We start from the raw sequence: 12,909 nt of genomic DNA on the forward strand, positions 1-12,909 counted from the left end.
CTGCCTGGATGGGCGACCTCGATGGGAGTCAATGTGATGCCGATCCTGCTCGCCAGCCTGGCGCTGGCATTGCTCATGGGCTTCGCCATCCAGCGCGGCGGCACCTGCCTGGTCGCTGCCATCGAGGAAGCCTTGCTGCATCGACGCTGGACCCGCTTCGCCGCACTGCTGGAAGCCACGCTGTGGGTCATGGCCGGGCTGATCGCCTTGCGCGCGCTCGGTCTTCTGCCGAACGTCCCCATGGGGTTCGACCTGCACTGGGGAGCCGTCACCGGTGGCGTGCTGCTGGGCGTGGGCGCACTGGTCAACGGCGGGTGCGTGTTCGGCACCGTCGCCCGGCTCGGCTCCGGCCAGTGGGCTTGGTTCGGCACGCCGCTGGGGTTCCTCGGCGGCTGCGTGCTCGCCCGCTATTGGGGTGCGACGGCGGCGGAAATGCCCATGGCCCTGCCCACCTGGCTGCAGAACCTGCCGCCCGCCCTGCCAGCGCTGGTGCTGTTGCCCCTGGCGCTGCGCGGCGGCTGGATAGTTCGCGGCGCATGGCGCACGGGCGTCGCGCCACGCTCCGCGCATCTGGCAACCCTGGTCATCGCATTGTGCTTCCTCGGGCTGTTCTGCGTGGTCGGCGCCTGGAGCTACACCGATGTGCTCGGCGAGCTGGCCAGCGGACGCTTCATGCACCTGGGCGTCCGCGGCCTGCTGCTCCCCGCGCTGTTCGCCGGCGCCCTGCTCGGCGGCTGGCTTGGCGGAAGCTGGCAGCATCGCTGGCCCCGCGCCACGGATCTTGCCCGCTGCCTGACCGGTGGCGCCCTGATGGGCACCGGCGCGAGTCTGGTGCCTGGCGGCAACGACAGCCTGATCCTGTTCGGCATGCCGCTGCTGTGGCCGAACGCCTGGCTGGCCTTCGTCTGCATGTGCCTGAGCATCCTGTTCACGCTCCGGCTGACGCAGTGGATGAAATAAGCCCCAGCCACAAAGACCTGCGCGAACCGCCCCGCCAGCGTATCGTTAGAGGCTACAAACACTGTCGGAGACGGGATCATGCCCTGGTATGCCTGGTTGATCATCGCCCTTGCCCTGGGCTCGATTGTCGGGGCGTTGCTGATGCTGCGCGATACGGCGAAGAAGCTTCCGCTCACTGAGGAGCAACTGCGCCGTATCCATGAACGCAACGCCGAAATGGACGCCAAGGACGCCGAAGACAAACGTTGAATGTTCTGCAAGTGGCTGACCGATCAGCCAAAAATTGACGTCAACGATGGCCAGCAGTAGTGGAAATTGCCTAGACTGCGCCTCCTGGATGGAGGAAAGAATGCTCAGGAAGCTCCTGCCGCTGGCACCCGCCGTGTTGTTGCTCTGCGGATTCGCACTGGGCTATGTCCAGCCGGTAGGGTTGCTGATCGGCGCCATCTACGTCGCCTGGACACTCTACGGCGAGCGTTTCATGCCTCGCCTGCTCTGGTGGCTGCCATGCCTGGTGATCAGCGTCGCGCTGGCCGCGCACCTGTTGCCCGGCACGACCTCATGGACGCTCTGGCCGGTGCGCCAGCTCAGTCCCGATGCCCCTGTCTATGCCCTGCGCCTGTCCTGGGACAAGGCCCTGGTGGGCATCACCCTGCTCGCCTGGTGGCTGCGCCGCACGTCGGATCCGGAGCAAAAGCCCTCGCCGGACTTCGCCGCCATCGCCATCGTCACCACCCTATTCGCCGTGCCGCTGGTAGCCGTGGCCGGCGGGCTGGTGGTGTGGAATCCGAAATGGCCGCCGGGCTTCTGGCTGTGGATGCTGGTCAACGTCTGCGTGATCTCGCTCACCGAGGAGGCCTTCTTCCGTGGCCTGCTGCAAAGCGAACTGGTGCGGCGCTTCGGCGCACTCTTCGGCGTGGCAGCCGCGAGCATTCTCTTCGGCCTGGTGCACTGGCCGATCAACCCGTTGTTCGCGGTGGTCGCGGGCATCGCGGGGCTGGGTTACGGCCTGGCCTTCCACTTCAGCGGCCGCCTGCTGGTGGCGGTGCTGCTGCATGCGGCGGTGAACAGCCTGCACCTGCTGCTGTTCAGCTATCCGTTGCGGATTCTCTGAGCCCGCACCGGACCGCTGTTCGTAGGAGCGAGCTCGCTCGCGAACCAGCCCCGCAGCGGAGTTGGTTCGCGAGCAAGCTCGCTCCCACACCAGGAGCCTATTCGCGCATCACCAGCAACAGCGCCTGCTCGGCCAGCTCATCCAACGTCAGGCTACCGTCGGGACGGAACCAGGTGATGGACCAGGACAGCGCGCCGGTCAGGAAGCGCCGCAGGATGAACGGATCACCCTGGCTGTAGCCCGCCACACGCGCTTCTTCCAGCACTTCCAGCCACATCTGCTCGTAGATGTCGCGCAAGCTGAGGATGTAGGCTTGGCCTTCTTCCGACAGCGAACGCCATTCGTAGACCAGCACCGCCATCGCCTCCCCCGTACCACCAGTGATCGACTGCAATTCGCAGCGGATCAGCGCCAGCAGCCGCTCACGCAGGGTGGTGGCGTCGGCCAGGGCGGCACGCATCAGGGCGGTGTTGTAGAGGATGGTTTCCTCCATCACCGAACGCAGGATCTCATCCTTGCTCTTGAAATGATGGAAGATGCTGCCGGACTGGATACCCACGGCACTGGCCAGGTCGCGCACCGTGGTGCGCTCGTAGCCCTTGCTGCGGAACAGGTGCGCGGCGGTCTGCAGCAGCTTGCCGCGGGCGCTCTCCGGGTCGGTGATCTGCCCGGTCCCGACCAGCTCCAGCATCACTTCGCGGGCTTTGCGGTCATCCACGCTGTCTGTCTCCCCATCCGGCTCATCTGTTCGCGGCGATTCACGGGAACGCCACGCAAGTGCTTGTGTTGTTTGACGAAATGTAAGCCCGCGAAAGCCTACCAAGCAAGCGCTTGGCCATCCAATGGTTGGGCTGCTGGCGACAAGAGACGTCGAATCGACTCTTTTCAACCAAGCGCTTGCTTGGTAATGTCGTTCCATCACCCAACGTCACGGGCAAAACAATGACTAGAACCGTACGTATCGGCTGCGCCTCCGCCTTCTGGGGCGACACCTCGACCGCCGCCGCCCAGCTGGTGCGCGGTGCCCAGATGGATTACCTGGTCTTCGACTACCTGGCCGAGATCACCCTGTCGATCATGGCCGGCGCGCGCCTGAAGAATCCCGAGGCAGGCTACGCCACCGACTTCGTCGAAGTGATGACACCGCTGCTCGGCGACATCGCGGCGAAAAAGATCCGCGTGATCAGCAACGCCGGCGGGGTGAACCCGCAAGCCTGCGCCAGCGCCCTGGCCGCTGCCTGCGAGAAGGCCGGCGTGGCGCTGAAGATCGCCGTCGTACACGGCGACAACCTGCAACCGCGCCTGGGCGAACTGGCCAAGGCCGGCATCCGCGAGATGTTCAGTGACGCCCCGCTGCCGCCGATGTGCGTGTCGGTCAACGCCTACCTCGGCGCGCCCGGCATCGTCGCAGCGCTGAAGGCCGGCGCCGATATCGTCATCACCGGCCGCGTGGTGGATAGCGCGGTGGTCAGCGCCGCCCTCGTCCATGAATTCGGCTGGGCCTGGAACGACTACGACAAGCTGGCCCAGGCCGCACTGGCCGGGCACATCATCGAATGCGGCGCGCAATGCACCGGTGGCAACTTCACCGACTGGGAAAGTGTGCCGGACTACGAGCACATCGGTTTCCCCATCGTCGAGGTACAGGCCGACGGCGACTTCGTGGTGACCAAGCCGCAGAACACCGGCGGGCTGGTAACGCCGCTGTCGGTGGGTGAGCAGATGCTCTACGAGATCGGCGACCCGCGCGCCTACCTGCTGCCCGACGTGGTCTGCGACTTCACCCAGGTCCAGCTCGCCCAGGTCGGCGACAACAGCGTGGCCGTCAGCGGCGCGCGCGGCCTGCCGCCGACCGGGCAATACAAGGTCAGCGCCACCTACCCGGACGGCTTCCGCTGCACCGCCAGTTGCCTGATCGCCGGCATCGACGCGGTGAAGAAGGCCGAACGGGTCAGCCAGGCGATCATCGCCAAGACCGAGGAAATCCTCATGGAACGCGGCTGGGGCCCGTACCGCGAGGTGAGTGTCGAACTGCTCGGCAGCGAAGCCACCTACGGCCCCCACGGGCGCCGGGGCGACAGCCGCGAAATCGTGGTGAAGCTCGCCGTGCGCCACAGCCGCAAGGAGGCGCTGGCACTGTTCTCCCGCGAGATCGCCCAGGCCGCCACCGGCATGGCGCCGGGGCTGACCGGCATCGTCGGCGGACGCCCGACCGTGTACCCGGTGATCCGCCTGTTCTCCTTCCTGATCGACAAGGACGCCTGCGAACTGGCCGTGGAGATCGACGGCCAGCGCCAGCCGGTGTCCCTGCCGCAGATCGATGGTTTCGACCCGGCGACGCTGGGCGACGACTTGCCGGTTGCCGCAGCGAAAGGCCCCGCCCAGGCCAGCGTACCGCTGGTGAAACTGGCCGTGGCGCGCTCCGGCGACAAGGGCAACCACAGCAACATCGGCGTCATGGCGCGCAAGCCCGAATACCTGCCGTGGATCGCCGAGGCGCTGAGCGAAGGCGCGGTGGCCGAGTGGATGCAGCACATGCTGGACGAACAGACTGGCCGCGTCAGCCGCTGGCACCTGCCGGGTACTCACAGCCTCAACTTCCTGCTGGAAAACGCCCTGGGCGGCGGCGGTGTCGCCAGCCTGCGCATCGACCCGCAGGGCAAGGCCTTCGCCCAGCAGTTGCTGGAATTCCCGGTGGCGGTGCCGCAGCACATCGCCGATGAACTGAGCGCTCCACCCTCACCCTAACCCTCTCCCAGAGGGAGAGGGGACTGTCTGGTGCAGGATGAAACCATGGCGTTAGCCGGCACGGACGGCCCCCTCTCCTAGGGGAGAGGGCTGGGGTGAGGGGAAATCGCTGGCACAGGAATTCCTCAAAACGCACAAAGAACGATTGAGCAGGACGAAAACAACAATGAGCTACGACTCGATCTTCAAACCCGGCCTTTTCGCTGGCCAGACCATCATCGTCACCGGCGGCGGCAGCGGTATCGGTCGTTGCACCGCCCATGAGCTGGCAGCCCTCGGCGCCCACGTGGTGCTGGTCGGACGCAAGGCGGAAAAGCTGGAGAAGACCGCCGGCGAAATCATCGAGGACGGCGGCAGCGCCAGCTGGCATAGCTGCGACATCCGCGACGAGGAAGCGGTGAAGGCGCTGGTGGCGCAGGTCATCGCCGAGCGCGGACCGATCCATCACCTGGTCAACAACGCCGGCGGCCAGTACCCCGCGCCGCTGGCGTCGATCAACCTGAAGGGTTTCGAGGCCGTGGTGCGCACCAACCTGGTGGGTGGCTTCCTGATGGCCCGCGAAGTGTTCAACCAGAGCCTGAGCAAGACCGGCGGCAGCATCGTCAACATGCTCGCCGATATGTGGGGCGGCATGCCCGGCATGGGACATTCCGGCGCCGCCCGCGCCGGCATGGAAAACTTCACCAAGACTGCCGCCATCGAGTGGGGCCACGCCGGGGTGCGGGTCAACGCCGTGGCACCGGGCTGGGTCGCTTCCAGCGGCATGGACACCTACGAAGGCGCGTTCAAGGCAGTGATTCCAACCCTGCGCGAGCACGTGCCACTCAAGCGCATCGGCACCGAGTCGGAAGTCGCCGCCGCCATCGTCTTTCTGCTCTCCCCCGGCGCGGCCTTCATCAGCGGCAACACCATTCGCATCGACGGCGCCGCCAGCCAGGGCAGCCGCGCCTTCCCGCTGTCCAAGGCGAAGCCGGGACAAAGTCGCTCCTACAACGGTTTCCACCGCGCCTATCTACCCGATGTCTTGAAGGATCAGGAGTAAGCCATGCCGGTGATCCAGTCGGAAATCGACGCCCAGGGCGAAGACTTCGCCCGCAACCGCGAGGCCATGCTGGCCGCCGTGGCGAGCTTCCGCGAGGTCGAACAGAAGGTGCTGGACAAGGCCGCCGAGGCCAAGCCCAAGTTCGACAAGCGCGGCCAACTGCTGCCGCGCGAGCGCCTGAACTTGCTGCTGGATGCCGGCGCGCCGTTCCTCGAACTCTCCTCGCTGGCCGGCTACAAGCTGCACGACGACAAAGACGGCACCCAGGCCGGCGGCGGCATCATCTCCGGCATCGGCTACATCGCCGGGGTGCGCTGCCTGGTGACCGCCAGCAACAGCGCGATCAAGGGCGGCACCATCTCCCCTACCGGGCTGAAGAAGACCCTGCGCCTGCAGCAGATCGCCTTGGAGAACAAGCTGCCGGTGGTGGCGCTGACCGAAAGCGGCGGCGCCAACCTGAACTACGCGGCGGACATCTTCGTCGAGGGCGCGCGCGGCTTCGCCAACCAGGCGCGCATGTCGGCAGCGGGCATTCCGCAGATCACCGTGGTGCACGGCTCGTCCACCGCGGGCGGCGCGTACCAGCCGGGGCTGTCGGACTACGTGGTGGTGGTGCGCGGCAAGGCCAAGATGTTCCTCGCCGGCCCGCCGCTGCTCAAGGCTGCTACCGGCGAGATCGCCACCGATGAGGAACTGGGTGGCGCCGAGCTGCACGCCCAGGTCGCCGGCACCGCCGAATACCTGGCCGAGAATGACGCCGACGGCGTGCGCCTGGCCCGCGAAATCCTCGCCGCGTTGCCGTGGAATGCGCAGCTGCCGGTGCGCCCGAAGAAGGCATGGGACGCACCGCTGTACCCGGCCGAAGAACTGCTTGGCGTGGTGCCGGCGGACGCGAAGAAGCCCTACGACGTGCGCGAGATCATCGCGCGCATCGCCGACGGTTCGCGCTTCCTCGACTTCAAGAACGAGTTCGACAGCCAGACCGTCTGCGGCCACCTGCACATCGAAGGCCACGCCTGCGGCCTGATCGGCAACAACGGCCCGATCACCCCGCAGGGCGCGGCCAAGGCGGCGCAGTTCATCCAGCTGTGCGAGCAGAGCAACACGCCGATCCTGTTCCTGCACAACACCACCGGCTTCATGGTCGGCACCGAGTCCGAGCGCCTGGGCGTGATCAAGCACGGCTCGAAGATGATCCAGGCCGTGGCCAACGCCACCGTGCCCAAGCTCACCCTGGTCGTGGGCGGTTCCTACGGTGCCGGCAACTACGCCATGTGCGGCCGCGGCCTGGACCCGCGCTTCATCTTCGCCTGGCCCAACAGCCGCACCGCCGTGATGGGCGGCGCCCAGGCCGGCAAGGTATTGCGCATCGTCACCGAGGAAAAGCACGCCAAGGAGGGCAAGGAAGCCGACCCGAAGATGCTCGACATGCTCGAACAGATGACCGCGCAGAAGCTCGACGCCCAGTCCACCGCGCTCTACGGCACCGCGAGCCTGTGGGACGACGGGCTGATCGACCCGCGCGACACCCGCGCGCTGCTTGGCTACCTGCTGGATATCTGCGCGGAGGCGGCCGTACGGCCGCTCAAGGGGAATAGTTTTGGGGTAGCGAGGTTCTGACGGGAGTTCGGGAGTACGGGCCAACGCCCTCTCCCCCCGCCCTCTCCCGCAAGCGGTAGAGGGAGCCAAAGCGACCCGGCATGAAACGGACCGCCCGGCCACTCCGGATAGCCCCCTCTCCCTTCAGGGAGAGGGTTGGGGAGAGGGCCAGCGGCGGTGAACCAGACAAGGCTCAGGAGACCAACAACAATGATCTTCACCCAGGAACACGAAGAACTCCGCCGCACCGTCCGCAACTTCGTCGAGAAGGAGATCAATCCCTACGTCGACGAGTGGGAGAAGGCTGGCCGCTTCCCGATCCACGAAGTCTTCAGGAAGGCCGGGGCGCTGGGCCTGCTGGGCATCTCCAAGCCGGAAAAATTCGGCGGCATGGGCCTGGACTACAGCTACTCGGTGGTGGCTGCCGAGGAGTTCGGCACCATCCATTGCGGCGGCATCCCCATGTCCATCGGCGTGCAGACCGACATGTGCACCCCGGCCCTGGCACGCTTTGGCTCCGACGAGCTGCGCGAGGAGTTCCTGCGTCCGGCCATCGCTGGCGAAATGGTCGGCTGCATCGGCGTCTCCGAAGTGGGTGCCGGTTCCGACGTCGCGGGGCTGAAGACCAGCGCACGCAAGGACGGTGACGACTACATCATCAACGGCAGCAAGATGTGGATCACCAACTCGCCCTCCGCCGACTTCATCTGCCTGCTGGCCAATACCTCCGATGGCAAGCCGCACCTCAACAAGTCGCTGATCATGGTGCCGATGAACAGCAAGGGCATCAGCGTCAGCCCGCACCTGGACAAGCTCGGCATGCGCAGCTCGGAAACCGCCCAGGTGTTCTTCGACGACGTGCGCGTGCCGCAGCGCAACCGCATCGGCGTCGAGGGCTCGGGCTTCATGATGCAGATGCTGCAGTTCCAGGAGGAGCGCCTGTTCGCCGCTGCCAGCGGGATCAAGGGCCTGGAGTACTGCGTCGACACCACCATCGACTACTGCAAGGAGCGCAAGACCTTCGGCCAGGCGCTGATCGATAACCAGGTCATCCACTTCCGCATGGCCGAGCTGATGACCGAGATCGAGAGCCTGCGCGCCCTCACCTACCAGGCCACCGAGCTGTACGTGGCGGGCAGGGACGTCACTCGCCTGGCCTCCATGGCCAAGCTCAAAGTCGGCCGCCTGGCCCGCGAAGTCACCGACGCCTGCCTGCAGTACTGGGGCGGCCAGGGCTTCATGTGGGAGAACCCGATCTCGCGGGCCTACCGCGACACCCGCCTGGTTTCCATCGGCGGCGGCGCGGACGAAATCATGCTGGGCATCATCTGCAAGCTGATGGGCACCCTGCCGGGCAAGAAGAAGGGCTAAGGGCTTTTGCCCTTGTAGGAGCGAGCTTGCTCGCGAACAGCTCTGCAGCGGGGCGGGTTCGCGAGCAAGCTCGCTCCTACAGGGAACATCCGACTCCATGAGGAACCCGGCATGAACGAATTGCCGAACTGCGAAACCCTGCTGCTGGAACCTGAAGGCGGCGTGCTGCATGTCACCCTCAATCGTCCGGACAGCCGCAACGCCATGAGCCTGGCGATGGTCGGCGAACTGCGCGCGGTGCTCGCCGCCGTGCGCGACGACCGTGCCGTGCGCGCCATCGTCCTGCGCGGCGCCGGCGGGCACTTCTGTGCCGGCGGCGACATCAAGGACATGGCCGGTGCCCGCGCCGCCGGTCCCGAGGCTTACGCCGCGCTGAACCGCGCCTTCGGCGGCCTGCTGGAAGAAGCCCAGGCGCAGCCGCAGGTAGTAGTCGCCGTGCTGGAAGGCGCGGTGCTGGGCGGCGGCTTCGGCCTGGCCTGCGTCTCGGACATCGCCATCACGGCGGCCGACGCGCAGTTCGGCCTGCCGGAAACCAGCCTCGGCATCCTGCCGGCGCAGATCGCGCCCTTCGTGGTGAAGCGCATCGGCCTGACCCAGGCGCGCCGCCTGGCGCTTACCGCCGCTCGCTTCGACGGCCGCGAGGCGCTGCGCCTGGGGCTGGTGCATGCCTGCGCGGACAGCGCCGAAAGCCTCGGTGAGCAACTGGCCCAGACGCTCGACCAGGTTCGCCGCTGCGCTCCCGGCGCCAATGCCGCCACCAAGGCGCTGCTGCTGGCCACTGAGACCGAAGCCCTCGGCCCGCTGCTGGACGATGCCGCCCGCCAGTTCGCCGAAGCGGTAACCGGAGCGGAAGGCGCCGAAGGCACCATGGCCTTCGTGCAGAAACGCAAACCGAACTGGGCGCAGTAGCCCCGAGGAAATCTCCATGCCCAGCTTCGACAAGATCCTCATCGCCAACCGCGGCGAAATCGCCTGCCGGGTGATCCGCACCGCCCACGACCTGGGCTACCGCACCGTGGCCGTGTACAGCGAGGCCGATGCCAATGCCCGCCATGTGCAATTGGCCGACGAGGCCGTGTGCATCGGCCCGGCGCCGGTGGGCCAGTCCTACCTGAAGCCCGAGGCCATCCTTGACGCCGCGAAACGCACCGGCGCCGACGCAATCCACCCCGGCTACGGATTCCTCTCGGAGAACGCCGACTTCGCCCGCGCCTGCAACACGGCCGGCATCGTCTTCATCGGCCCCGGCGTGGAAGCCATCCACCTGATGGGCAGCAAACGCCTGTCGAAGATCGCCATGCTCGAAGCCGGCGTGCCCTGCATCCCCGGCTACGAAGGCGCGGAGCAGGACGACGCCACCCTCACCCGCGAGGCGCAGCGCATCGGCTACCCGCTGATGATCAAGGCCAGCGCCGGCGGCGGCGGGCGCGGCATGCGCCTGGTGACCCGCGGCGAAGACCTCGCCGAGCAGTTGCGCACCGCCCGCTCGGAAGCGCAGAACGCCTTCGGCAGTGGCGAGCTGATCCTGGAGAAAGCCGTGGTGCAGCCGCGCCACGTGGAAATCCAGGTGTTCGGCGACAGCCACGGCAATATCGTCTACCTCGGCGAGCGCGACTGCTCGGTGCAGCGCCGCCACCAGAAAGTCATCGAGGAAGCGCCCTGCCCGGTGCTGACCGAGGAACTGCGCGCCGCCATGGGCAGCGCCGCCGTGAAGGCCGCCGCTTCGGTGAACTACCTGGGCGCCGGCACCGTGGAGTTCCTGCTGGATGCCAGCGGCGCCTTCTACTTCCTGGAAATGAACACCCGCCTGCAGGTGGAGCACCCGGTCACCGAACTGGTCACCGGCCAGGACCTGGTGGCCTGGCAGATCCGCGTCGCCGAGGGCCATCCGCTGCCGCTGACCCAGGAGCAGATCCAGCTCAAGGGTCATGCCATCGAGGTACGTCTGTACGCTGAGGACGCCGGCAACGGCTTCCTCCCGCAGACCGGCCAGGTCCTGCGCTGGACACCACCGCAGCTGGACGGCATCCGCATCGACCACGGATTGCGCGAAGGCCAGCCGGTGACGCCGTTCTACGACCCGATGCTGGCCAAGGTCATCGCCTACGGCGCCACCCGCGACGAGGCCCGGCGCAAGCTGGTGCGCGCCGTGGAGGACTGCGTGCTGCTGGGCGTGACCGGCAACCAGCGCTTCCTCGCCAACCTGCTCAGGCACCCGGAGTTCGCCGCCGGCAAGGCCACCACCGCGTTCATCGGCGAGCACTTCGCCAACGACCCGAGCCTCGCACCGCGCCAGCCGCAGCCGCTGGAACTGGCCTGCGCCGCCGCCCTGCTCTACCAGGCTTCGGCCAGTGACCGCGCGCACCAACCGGGGCTCTCCGGCTGGCGCAGCGCCGGCAGCGCGCCGTGGCGATTCGCACTCAAGCAGGGTGAGGAGAAATTCATCGTCGAACTGGAGGTCCGCGAGCATGGCACCCAGCCGGCGTTGCTGGCGCGCATTGGCAACGTTCAGATCGAGCTGCGCCTGCTCGGGGAAGAAAACGGTGATGCCATTATCGAAGCCGACGGCATCCGCCGCCGTCTCCCCTTCCACCGCGATGGTGCACGACTGTGGCTGTATGGCGCGGACGGCAACCTGGAGTTGCTCGACGTCACCCACGAACCCGCCGGCGCAGCCGGCGGTGCCGGCTCGGGCACGGTGAAGGCGCCGATGGATGGCGCCATCGTCGATGTGCTGGTGGCAGAGGGCGCGCGGGTCAGCAAAGGTCAGCTGCTACTGGTGCTGGAAGCGATGAAGATGGAGCACCCGCTCAAGTCCGGCGTCGACGGCGTGATCCGCCGTGTGCAGGTGAGCAAGGGCGAGCAGGTGAAGTCGCGGCAGTTGCTGGTGGAGGTGGAGGCGCTGGAGTCCGCCTGACAGCTTGGTTTCCCTCACCCCAGCCCTCTCCCAGAGGGAGAGGGAGCCGATTGTGCCGGCTGAATGCACGGTTTCGTCCTGCTCCGAACAGTCCCCTCTCCCTCCGGGAGAGGGTTAGGGTGAGGGCAGGCCCAAGCGCACCAGACATCAGGAAGCACATTTCGTAGGAGCGGATTCATCCGCGATTCCGTCCAACAACGACAACAAGAACACGGAGCCCCAACCATGTCCCTCAACGGCAAAACCCTCTTCATCACTGGCGCCAGCCGTGGCATCGGCCGCGAGATCGCCCTGCGCGCCGCGCGCGATGGCGCCAACATCGTCATCGCCGCCAAAAGCGCCGAGCCCCACCCGAAACTGGAAGGCACCATCTTCAGCGTCGCCGGGGAAGTCGAGGCCGCCGGCGGCAAGGCCCTGGCCCTGCAACTGGACGTGCGCGACGAGAACGCCGTGCGCGAAGCCATGGCCCGCGCCGCCGAGCATTTCGGTGGCATCGACGCGGTGGTGAACAACGCTGGCGCCATCAAGCTGGTAGGTGTGGAGCGCCTGGAGCCCAAGCGCTTCGACCTGATGTACCAGATCAACACCCGCGCCGTGATGGTCTGCAGCCAGGCCGCGCTGCCCTACCTGAAGCAGAGCCAGGGCCACATCCTCAGCCTGTCGCCGCCGCTGAACATCGCCAACAAATGGTTCGCCCAGCACGGGCCCTACACCGTCACCAAGTACGGCATGAGCATGCTCACCCTCGGCATGCACGAGGAGTTCAAGCGCTACGGCATCAGCGTCAACGCCCTGTGGCCGAAGACCATGATCGCCACCGCAGCCATCGAGTTCGAGCTGGGCAGCCGCGAAGCCTTCAAGCGCGCGCGCACCCCGGCGATCATGGCCGACGCCGCCTACGCCATCCTCGCAAGCCAGGGCCGCAGCATCAGCGGACGCCTGCTGATCGACGAGGACATCCTGCGCGAACAGGGGCAGACCGACTTCGAGCAATACCGCTTCGATCCAGACGGCGGCAGCCTGGTGCCGGACCTGTTCCTCGACTGAGGATCCGCCATTCGGCGCGCCCCAACGGAAGGCGGATAACCGCACGCGGTTATTCGCCCTGCGGCGCTTGCGCTGTGCCGCTGCTGCCCTCCGCTGGCCCATTTGCCGAAC

Annotated in this window: 11 protein-coding genes; 10 read left to right on the forward strand and 1 reads right to left on the reverse strand. The window is 66.9% G+C overall.

The features are described 5' to 3' along the window. Nucleotides 1-36: 36 nt before the first annotated feature. The 3 genes from SD196_RS18420 (at nucleotide 37) to SD196_RS18430 (ending at nucleotide 2,074) form a co-directional block, all read left to right on the forward strand. Nucleotides 37-960 carry a YeeE/YedE thiosulfate transporter family protein gene (locus SD196_RS18420; RefSeq protein WP_343572859.1) on the forward strand — a complete coding sequence of 308 codons (924 nt, stop codon included), beginning with the start codon at nucleotides 37-39 and terminating at the stop codon, nucleotides 958-960. A 78-nt stretch (nucleotides 961-1,038) separates the two neighbouring features. Beyond that, nucleotides 1,039-1,209 carry a DUF2897 family protein gene (locus SD196_RS18425; RefSeq protein ID WP_275611065.1) on the forward strand — a complete coding sequence of 57 codons (171 nt, stop codon included), beginning with the start codon at nucleotides 1,039-1,041 and terminating at the stop codon, nucleotides 1,207-1,209. Nucleotides 1,210-1,309: 100 nt separating this feature from the next. Beyond that, nucleotides 1,310-2,074 (forward strand): CPBP family intramembrane glutamic endopeptidase, encoded by a 765-nt coding sequence (locus tag SD196_RS18430; RefSeq protein ID WP_275611064.1) that lies wholly within the window; start codon nucleotides 1,310-1,312, stop codon nucleotides 2,072-2,074. Nucleotides 2,075-2,171: 97 nt separating this feature from the next. Here SD196_RS18430 and SD196_RS18435 read toward each other — a convergent pair whose 3' ends face one another. Next, a complete protein-coding gene (locus SD196_RS18435) occupies nucleotides 2,172-2,792 on the reverse strand; it encodes a TetR/AcrR family transcriptional regulator (protein ID WP_275611063.1) in 621 nt (206 codons plus the stop codon). Nucleotides 2,793-3,016: 224 nt separating this feature from the next. Between SD196_RS18435 and SD196_RS18440 the strand changes: the two genes are divergently transcribed. The 7 genes from SD196_RS18440 to SD196_RS18470 all read left to right on the forward strand — a co-directional run bounded on the left by SD196_RS18440 (nucleotide 3,017) and on the right by SD196_RS18470 (nucleotide 12,798). Continuing rightward, a complete protein-coding gene (locus tag SD196_RS18440; RefSeq protein WP_416310522.1) occupies nucleotides 3,017-4,822 on the forward strand; it encodes an acyclic terpene utilization AtuA family protein in 1,806 nt (601 codons plus the stop codon). 166 nt (nucleotides 4,823-4,988) lie between these two features. Further along, nucleotides 4,989-5,864 carry an SDR family oxidoreductase gene (locus SD196_RS18445; protein WP_416310523.1) on the forward strand — a complete coding sequence of 292 codons (876 nt, stop codon included), beginning with the start codon at nucleotides 4,989-4,991 and terminating at the stop codon, nucleotides 5,862-5,864. Nucleotides 5,865-5,867: 3 nt separating this feature from the next. After that, nucleotides 5,868-7,484, forward strand: a complete 1,617-nt coding sequence (atuC, locus tag SD196_RS18450) for a geranyl-CoA carboxylase subunit beta (protein WP_275611060.1) — start codon at nucleotides 5,868-5,870, stop codon at nucleotides 7,482-7,484. Nucleotides 7,485-7,673: 189 nt separating this feature from the next. Further along, entirely contained in the window at nucleotides 7,674-8,834 is a 1,161-nt protein-coding gene (atuD, locus tag SD196_RS18455) for a citronellyl-CoA dehydrogenase (RefSeq protein ID WP_331319034.1), read from the forward strand. 111 nt (nucleotides 8,835-8,945) lie between these two features. Then, on the forward strand, nucleotides 8,946-9,743 hold the full coding sequence (gene atuE / locus SD196_RS18460) for an isohexenylglutaconyl-CoA hydratase (RefSeq protein WP_275611058.1): 798 nt from the start codon (nucleotides 8,946-8,948) through the stop codon (nucleotides 9,741-9,743). Between the two features lie 16 nt (nucleotides 9,744-9,759). Then, nucleotides 9,760-11,751, forward strand: a complete 1,992-nt coding sequence (gene atuF / locus SD196_RS18465) for a geranyl-CoA carboxylase subunit apha (protein ID WP_416310524.1) — start codon at nucleotides 9,760-9,762, stop codon at nucleotides 11,749-11,751. A gap of 225 nt (nucleotides 11,752-11,976) precedes the next feature. Continuing rightward, a complete protein-coding gene (locus tag SD196_RS18470; RefSeq protein WP_370599756.1) occupies nucleotides 11,977-12,798 on the forward strand; it encodes an SDR family oxidoreductase in 822 nt (273 codons plus the stop codon). The last annotated feature ends 111 nt before the right edge of the window (nucleotides 12,799-12,909 follow it).

Origin of the sequence: Pseudomonas macauensis (assembly GCF_047902425.1) — a bacterium.
Classification (GTDB): domain Bacteria; phylum Pseudomonadota; class Gammaproteobacteria; order Pseudomonadales; family Pseudomonadaceae; genus Pseudomonas.

What these genes read in the sequence shown, in the direction of transcription:
- SD196_RS18430 (WP_275611064.1), top strand. Translation starts at nt 1,310, where the DNA reads ATGCTCAGGAAGCTCCTGCCGCTGGCACCCGCCGTGTTGTTGCTCTGC.
- atuE (WP_275611058.1), top strand. Translation starts at nt 8,946, where the DNA reads ATGAACGAATTGCCGAACTGCGAAACCCTGCTGCTGGAACCTGAAGGC.
- SD196_RS18445 (WP_416310523.1), top strand. Translation starts at nt 4,989, where the DNA reads ATGAGCTACGACTCGATCTTCAAACCCGGCCTTTTCGCTGGCCAGACC.
- atuD (WP_331319034.1), top strand. Translation starts at nt 7,674, where the DNA reads ATGATCTTCACCCAGGAACACGAAGAACTCCGCCGCACCGTCCGCAAC.
- atuC (WP_275611060.1), top strand. Translation starts at nt 5,868, where the DNA reads ATGCCGGTGATCCAGTCGGAAATCGACGCCCAGGGCGAAGACTTCGCC.
- SD196_RS18440 (WP_416310522.1), top strand. Translation starts at nt 3,017, where the DNA reads ATGACTAGAACCGTACGTATCGGCTGCGCCTCCGCCTTCTGGGGCGAC.
- SD196_RS18425 (WP_275611065.1), top strand. Translation starts at nt 1,039, where the DNA reads ATGCCCTGGTATGCCTGGTTGATCATCGCCCTTGCCCTGGGCTCGATT.
- atuF (WP_416310524.1), top strand. Translation starts at nt 9,760, where the DNA reads ATGCCCAGCTTCGACAAGATCCTCATCGCCAACCGCGGCGAAATCGCC.
- SD196_RS18420 (WP_343572859.1), top strand. Translation starts at nt 37, where the DNA reads ATGCCGATCCTGCTCGCCAGCCTGGCGCTGGCATTGCTCATGGGCTTC.
- SD196_RS18470 (WP_370599756.1), top strand. Translation starts at nt 11,977, where the DNA reads ATGTCCCTCAACGGCAAAACCCTCTTCATCACTGGCGCCAGCCGTGGC.